Genomic DNA, 6,702 nt, shown 5'->3' on the forward strand with positions numbered 1-6,702 from the left:
GGCTCGGGGGAGCGGCGCCGGGCGGCGGTTCCAGAGGGCGGCGCGGGCCGGGCACGCGCGCGGCACGGGCGGGACCGCCGGACGGCACGTCTCCCCGGTGCTCCGGCGGTGTGCGCGGCGCCGGAACCTGGGCACGCCTGCCCGGGGACGGGCCCGCGCTCTTCTCCGGTGGGCCGTCCGTCGCCTCGGGGTCCGGCCCGTCGTCACCGTCCCCCGCGTCCCCGGCTGCGTCCGGTCCTTCGCCGTCCTCGGCGCCTTCCGGCGCGGGGCGCTCGGGGGACCGCTGGCCGGGAACGCCGTCGGCGGTCTCCGGTCCGGTGCAGCCCTCCTGCGGGCCCGGCGGGAGGCCGTTCCGCTCGGAGGGTTCACCCTCCGCGCCGTCGTCCGCCATCAGGCGCCCTCCGGGGCGGCGTAGCTGCCGGCGGTCGAGAGCAGTTGGAGCCCGAGCCGGAGCCGGCGGCGCGTCTCCTCCTCGGTGATGCCCAGCCGCCGCGCCACGTGGCGGTAGTCCTGGCGTTGCGCCCGGGTCAGTTCCAGGGCGTCGCGCAGCGGCGCGGGCATCGAGGTGACGATGTAGTCGGCCCGGGCGGCCGTGGAGGCGGCGCGCACCCGGTGGGCCAGCTCGGCGGCCGTGGTGGGAGTCGGCGTGGTGCCGGGAGGGTGGCCGGGCCGGTCGGCCGTTCCGGCGTCGCGCAGCCGTTCCACGGCCAGCCGGTGCGACTCGGTCGCGATCCAGCTGCGCAGCGGTCCCCGGGCGGGGTCGAAGGAGTCGGGGGAGGCCCACAGCCGCCCGAAGACCTCGGCGGTCACGTCGGCGGCGGCCGGGTCCTCGTCGAGGATGCGGCGGGCGATGCCGTACGCGAGCGGCGCGAACCGGTCGTACAGCTCGCCCAGGGCGGCCGCCTCGCCGTGGCGCAGCCGCCGGCGCGTTTCCCTGTCCCACTGCGGCGGCGTCTCGTGCGCCATGTCGGGCCCGCCCCTCATCGCGTGGGTCAAATGTAGTGCTACCACCCCCGGGCGGGCACCCGTCGGACTGATTCGCGCTCTCCGCCCGGCGCGGCGGCTGGCGTGAACACCCCTGGCTGGACGGCCGGAGGCGTGGCGCGGCGAAAAGTGGGAAGGGCAGGTGGAAGCCGAGGGCCGGTACGGAATGCCGGACGAACACGGACGGCACACCGGTTGTGCACACACGGTCGGTGGCCGGGGAGGACGGGAGCGGGCATAGAGTAGGCGAGGGGCGAGTCGGTCCCGGTGGTGAGACCGCCGGGCGGACGGGCACCGGAGAGCAGAAGGGGCATCGGGCACGTGTCGTTGAATGTGCTGACCGAGCAGCGGGGGGATTGGGCCGTTCTCCGTGTCCAGGGAGAGCTGGACCTGGTGACGGCGCCGACCGTGCGGCAGCACGTCCACGACGCCGTCGCCGACGGCCGGAAGAACGTCGTGCTGGACCTCGCGGGCGTCCGTTTCTGCGATTCCAGCGGGGTCGGCGTCCTCATCGCGTCCCGCCGGCTGATGCGCTCGTGCGCCGGCCGGCTCCGGCTGATCCTTCCCGCCCAGGGCGCCGAGGACGGCTCCCACGTCAACCGGGTGCTCGCCGCACTCGGGGTGCGACGACTGTTCGACTGCTTCCCCGATCTCGACGCCGCGGCGGACGACGCCGCGCAGCCGCTGCCCGCCTGACCGACGGACGGGCCACGCCCGCCGTGTCGCCGGAGCCGGGCCCCGCCCGTACCGCGCACCTCGCACGGAGCTGCCGCGAGGTCAAGCAGGCTTGATCATGGGCGTGTTCGACTGGGCGCGTGTCGCGTCGCACAGTATGCGGTTCCTTACTCCTTTGCGCCGGAATATGCCCGAAGTGCTTGTTGTCCCCCCGCGCGGTCAATCATGCTGTGCAGACTCGGGATTGCGACGCCCTGTCGCGGTCGGGTCCGCCCAGGCGTGAGGCGTGGTTTCCGCCGGTACGGATGGTGTGAGCGGTGCAGGTGCTGCGCAGGCAGCTGGAGGTCGGACCCGACCCTGCGGAGGTGCGGCGTGCCCGCGAGTGGGTCAGAGCACAGCTGGACGGCGGCGCGGGCCCGGTACCGGAGACACCGGCCGACACCGTGATCCTGCTCGTGTCGGAACTGGTGACCAACGCGGTCGTGCACACCGGCCGGCCGGCCCTTCTGCGGCTGCTGCTGCCCGAGCCCTCCGTCCCGGCCGACGGCGCACGCCGGCCGGAGGAGGGCGGGGCCCACGGCTCACCGTCGACCGCCACCGCTTCCGCGGACCGGGGTGGCGGAGTACAGCGGGCGGGGGGCGACGACGGCCGGGTGCGGCTGCCGGGCCCGGTGCCCGGTACCGCGCCGGTGGTGCCGTTGCGCGGGCTGCTGTGGGTCGCGCCCGCCGGGGGCGGTACCCGGCCGGTGCCCGGTTTCGGCCCCCCGGGTGTCCCCGATGTCGTCGCCGCGCTCTCCGCCGGGGGCGGTGCCTGTGGGGCGGCGGGCGCGGACGGCGCGGCCCCGGGGAGTGCGCAGTCGTCCGGCCGGGCGGTGTGTGGCGGGACCGGTGCCGCCGAGGAGCGGGGCGGGCCGGGTGGCGGCCGTGAGAGTGGCGGCGGCCGTGACAGTGGTGGTCGTGACGGTGACGGTGACGGGCCGGGCTCGTCCGCCGCGTGTGCCGGTGTGCTCGGGGAAGGATGGGTGGTGGAGGAGTGGGCCTCGGCCGAGCCCTCCGGGGTCTGTCCGCTCTCGGGTCCGCCCGCGCTGCGGCTGGAGGTCGTCGACGACAGCAGCCACGCGCCCCGTCGCCGGTCGGCCCGGCGCGACGACACCAGCGGGCGCGGGCTGGAACTGGTGGAGCTGCTCGCCGACCGCTGGGGCTGGCAGCGCGAGGGGCGCGGCAAGCGCATCTGGTGTGAGCTGGATCTGCCCGACTGCCGGTCCGAGACGGGAGCGCGCAAGGTTCAGGCCAGGTATTGACCTGGCCTGGTGGCTTGTTCACTACGGGCGGGGTGGCGCGGCGCGGTCCAGTCGGTTTCCGCCGTGTCCCGTCCGGCAGTCCTGTCCGGTCAGTTCCCGCCGGTCAGTTCCCGCCGGTCAGTCCCGCCCGGCGACCTCGCCGCGTGCGCCGAGCCGGCCCTGCCTACGGCCGGTCTTCCCCTCCACGGCCTGCTTCCGGGCCTTCCCGCCCCTGCGGCCCTTCCGGCGCTTGCCGCCGTCGGCCCCGTCCTCGCCGTGGCCCTCGCGTTCCGCGGCTGCGGCGATCTCGGCGGCCCGGCGCGCCTCCTCCAGCTCGCGCGCTGTCGCGGCCGCCACCCGGGGCGCGTCGCGGGCTATCTCCCGCAGCATCCCGCTGATCGGGTTGGTGTAGCCGGTGAACCGCACGCCCGGGGCGGCGGGGTGGGTGTCGGGGCCGTGCACCAGCGGCATGCCGTCGCCGTCGAGCACGCCGAGGTGCCCGACCAGCTCCTCCAGGCCGCGCCGGTAGCCGGTGGCGGCGATCACCACGTCCGGGCTGATCAGCTCGCCGCCCGCCAGGCGCACCCGGCCGTCCTCGAAGCCGTCCAGGGCGGCGACCGGTTCGACCTTCCCGCGCCGTACCGCCCGGATCAGCCCGGCGTCCTGCACCGGGATGGCGCCCTCGCGCACGCGGGTGTACAGACCGGTCTCGGGGCGGGGGAGTCCGTGCTTGCCGAGGTCGGGCAGCAGCCGGGCGACCGGCCGGGCCATGCGGTCTACCACGGGGACGGGCAACCGGCGGCTCAGCACGCCGCTGGCCTGTGCCGGCCAGCCCAGGGTGGAGCGCCGCACGATGTGCGGCGCCGTCCGTACCGCCAGCCGGACCCGGGAGGCTCCGCCGCCCGCCAGCTCCACGGCGATGTCCGCCCCGGTGTTGCCGATGCCGACGACCAGGACGTCCTGGCCCTCGAACGGTCCGGCGTCGCGGAAGTCGGCGGCGTGCAGCAGCCGGCCGGGGAACTCCTCGCGCCCGGGCCACTCCGGCAGCCGGGGGGTGTGGTTGTAGCCCGTGGCGACCACCACGGCCGAGGCGTACAGCACCCGGCCGCCGTTGGCGGTCAGCCGCCAGCCGCCCTCGTCGGCGCGCTCCACCTTCGAGACCTCGACACCGGCGGCCAGCTCCAGCCGGTGGTGGCGGGTGTACCGCTCCAGGTAGTCGACGAACTCCTCGCGGGGCACCCAGCGCCCGGCGGAGCGCGGTATCGGCAGCCCCGGCAGCGCCGACCAGCGCCGCGTGGTGTGGAGCCGCAGCGTCTCGTAGTGGTTCCGCCAGGAGGTACCGACATCGGCGCCCTTCTCCAGGACGACGGCACGGACCCCGTGTTCCTTGAGCGCGGCGGCGGTGGCGAGCCCGCCAGGCCCGCCCCCTATGACATGCACGGGCGGGGATATGTCGGCTGTCGGCATGGACACGAGGATACGCACGCGTCGTCCGCACCAGCAGAGGGCGTTGGCGGTGCCGGGAGGTGAACGGTGCCGGTCCACGGCGCCGGTGTCGCGCCCTCCCGTGCCGGGATCGCCCCGCGTCGCCCGGTCGCGCCCCGTCGCGCCCCGTCGCGCCCTGTCGCGTGCCGGGATCGCGCCGGATCGAGGCGGGATCGCATGGGATCACGCCGTTCCGCGTCGACGCGCCGGCGGCCACCCGCCGGCGCGCTGCCGTACGACGCCCCCGGTGACAGGGCCGGGCGACGGTCGCCCGGCCGCTACTTGGTGGGCTTGCGGCCCGTCATGCCGAGCTGGAGGAGCATCGCCAGCGTCGGCTTCATGTCCGCCTGCTTGGCCCCGGCCGCCTGCAGGCTCTTGGTCTGCGCCGCCGCCCCGCAGACCATGGTGACCAGCGCCGCGGCGACCGCCACCGCCGGCGGCTCACCGGTGGTCCGTCCCTTGGCGCGGATCTCCTCCAGGGACTCGGCCATCGGCTTGACCAGGGCGCTCTGCACCCGTGCGCGGAGCCGGACGAACCGGCGTTCCCCCTCCGCGGCGCTGATGTCGATGACCCGCAGGATGGCCTCGTGCCGGCGCCAGAAGGACTGGACCCCGTCGACCAGCTCCTCGGCGGTCTGCTTGCCGGCCTTGCCCACCCAGGACCGTCCGGCCACCAGGTCGGACAGCTCGGCGCTCTCCCGGACGGCGTCGGAGGCCAGCTCCAGCACGGCCGCCTCGATGTCGGGGAAGTACTGGTAGAACGTCGCCGGCGAGGTGCCGGCCTGGCGTGCCACATCGATGACCCGGACGTCCCGGTAGGGCGCCGAGCCGAGCATCTTGCCCAGGCGGTCCAGCAGCTTCTGCCGCGTCGCCTGGCCGCGACGCCCGGCCACCCGGCCGTCCACAGTCGTCACATTTCCTGTCATGCCGTCAGCCTAGCTATTTGTCACATTCGCGCCATTCGACAGCATCCGATCAGGTTTGTCCCATGTGTGAGCAGGGGTGCGGGGGCGTCCGAAGGCGCGTGAAGGGGTGCGCGAGGGTGTGATGGGGTGCGGCAGGGCCCCAACCGGTGGCGGGCGCCCCTCGCGGCGCCGGTGCGCCGCCGCCTCCGGCCGCCATACGGGGCGCCCGGTTCGCTCCGCGTGCCCCCGGCGCGCCCCCGCTGCCGCCGTCGCCCACCGGCACCGCTCGGGCGGGGACCGGGAGTCGACCACGGGCCGCGTCCGGGCAGGTGGCCGTGGTCACGCACCCCGGTTCGGGACTGTCGGTACCGCCAGGAAGAATCAGCCCGACCAGGCGGTGACTGGACCGCGACGCCCGACCCGTAGTGAGATGCTTCAGCAGGGCGTGGGCAGACGGACGGGGAGGTGGCAGACATGGTGGACCCGCTGACGCAGCACGATCCGCGGCGGATCGGGCCGTTCGAGGTGCTCGGCCGGCTCGGTTCGGGCGGCATGGGCCTGGTCTACCTCGCCCGGTCGGCTTCCGGCCGCCGGGTGGCGATCAAGACGGTCCGCACCGAACTGGCCGAGGACCAGCTGTTCCGCGTGCGCTTCACGCGCGAGGTCGAGGCCGCGCGCGCCGTCAGCGGCTTCTACACCGCGGCCGTCGTCGACGCCGACCCCCGCGCGGCCGTGCCGTGGCTGGCCACCGCCTACGTGCCCGCCCCCTCCATGGAGGAGATCGTCAACGAGTGCGGCCCGCTGCCCCCGCAGGCCGTGCGCTGGCTTGCGGCGGGCATCGCCGAGGCACTCCAGTCGATCCACAGCGCGGGCCTGGTCCACCGCGACCTCAAGCCGTCCAACGTCCTGGTGGTCGAGGACGGGCCGCGCGTCATCGACTTCGGGATCGCCTCCGGCGTCTCCAACTCCCGGCTGACCATGACCAACGTGGCGGTCGGCACCCCCGCCTACATGTCGCCCGAACAGGCCCGGGACTCCCGGGGGGTCACCGGCGCCAGCGACGTCTTCTCACTCGCCTCCACCCTGGTCTTCGCCGCCACCGGACACCCGCCGTACCACGGCGCCAACCCGGTCGAGACGGTGTTCATGCTGCTCCGGGAGAACCCCGACCTCGACGGCCTCCCCGAGGAACTGCGCCCCCTGATCGAGTCCTGCATGCGGCACGCCGCCGACGAGCGGCCGAGCCCGGCCGACCTCCAGGCGCAGCTCGCCCCGCACCTCTTCTCCTCGGGCGACGACAGCGGCAGCGCCTCCGCCTGGCTGCCCGGCGGCGCGGTGGCCCTCATCGAGCGGCGCCGCGGCGGCCGTTCGAA

Annotated in this window: 5 protein-coding genes and 2 pseudogenes; 3 read left to right on the forward strand and 4 right to left on the reverse strand. The window is 75.3% G+C overall.

Annotated elements, in window-relative coordinates; genetic code table 11:
* Both E0D90_RS28065 and E0D90_RS21860 read right to left on the reverse strand, forming a co-directional pair.
* Nucleotides 1-391 (reverse strand): annotated as a pseudogene (locus tag E0D90_RS28065) (hypothetical protein); the annotation flags it as partial.
* Complete coding sequence (locus tag E0D90_RS21860; RefSeq protein WP_130799756.1) at nucleotides 391-966, reverse strand: sigma-70 family RNA polymerase sigma factor; 576 nt, start codon at nucleotides 964-966, stop codon at nucleotides 391-393. The gene E0D90_RS21860 and the pseudogene E0D90_RS28065, both read right to left, overlap by 1 nt.
* A gap of 339 nt (nucleotides 967-1,305) precedes the next feature.
* On the opposite strand from E0D90_RS21860, the gene E0D90_RS21865 reads away from it, so the two are divergent.
* Nucleotides 1,306-1,680 (forward strand): STAS domain-containing protein, encoded by a 375-nt coding sequence (locus E0D90_RS21865; RefSeq protein ID WP_103504661.1) that lies wholly within the window; start codon nucleotides 1,306-1,308, stop codon nucleotides 1,678-1,680.
* Nucleotides 1,681-2,741: 1,061 nt separating this feature from the next.
* Nucleotides 2,742-2,960: pseudogene (locus E0D90_RS21875) on the forward strand (ATP-binding protein); the annotation flags it as partial.
* A 117-nt stretch (nucleotides 2,961-3,077) separates the two neighbouring features.
* Here the strand turns inward: E0D90_RS21875 and E0D90_RS21880 are convergent.
* Together E0D90_RS21880 and E0D90_RS21885 are read right to left on the reverse strand one after the other, a co-directional pair.
* Nucleotides 3,078-4,406, reverse strand: a complete 1,329-nt coding sequence (locus E0D90_RS21880; protein ID WP_130799757.1) for a flavin-containing monooxygenase — start codon at nucleotides 4,404-4,406, stop codon at nucleotides 3,078-3,080.
* A 296-nt stretch (nucleotides 4,407-4,702) separates the two neighbouring features.
* Nucleotides 4,703-5,350: a TetR family transcriptional regulator gene (locus E0D90_RS21885; RefSeq protein WP_103504660.1), complete on the reverse strand. Its 648-nt coding sequence runs from the start codon at nucleotides 5,348-5,350 to the stop codon at nucleotides 4,703-4,705.
* 453 nt (nucleotides 5,351-5,803) lie between these two features.
* Here E0D90_RS21885 and E0D90_RS21890 point away from each other — a divergent pair.
* Nucleotides 5,804-6,702 (forward strand): serine/threonine-protein kinase (locus E0D90_RS21890; RefSeq protein ID WP_130799758.1); only part of this gene is annotated, 899 nt, incomplete at its 3' end.

This window comes from Streptomyces otsuchiensis, assembly GCF_004305975.1.
GTDB classification, from domain to species: domain Bacteria; phylum Actinomycetota; class Actinomycetes; order Streptomycetales; family Streptomycetaceae; genus Streptomyces; species Streptomyces otsuchiensis.

Coding starts and splice junctions, on each gene's coding strand:
- E0D90_RS21860 (WP_130799756.1), bottom strand. CDS start 966: ATGGCGCACGAGACGCCGCCGCAGTGGGACAGGGAAACGCGCCGGCGG.
- E0D90_RS21880 (WP_130799757.1), bottom strand. CDS start 4,406: ATGCCGACAGCCGACATATCCCCGCCCGTGCATGTCATAGGGGGCGGG.
- E0D90_RS21885 (WP_103504660.1), bottom strand. CDS start 5,350: ATGACAGGAAATGTGACGACTGTGGACGGCCGGGTGGCCGGGCGTCGC.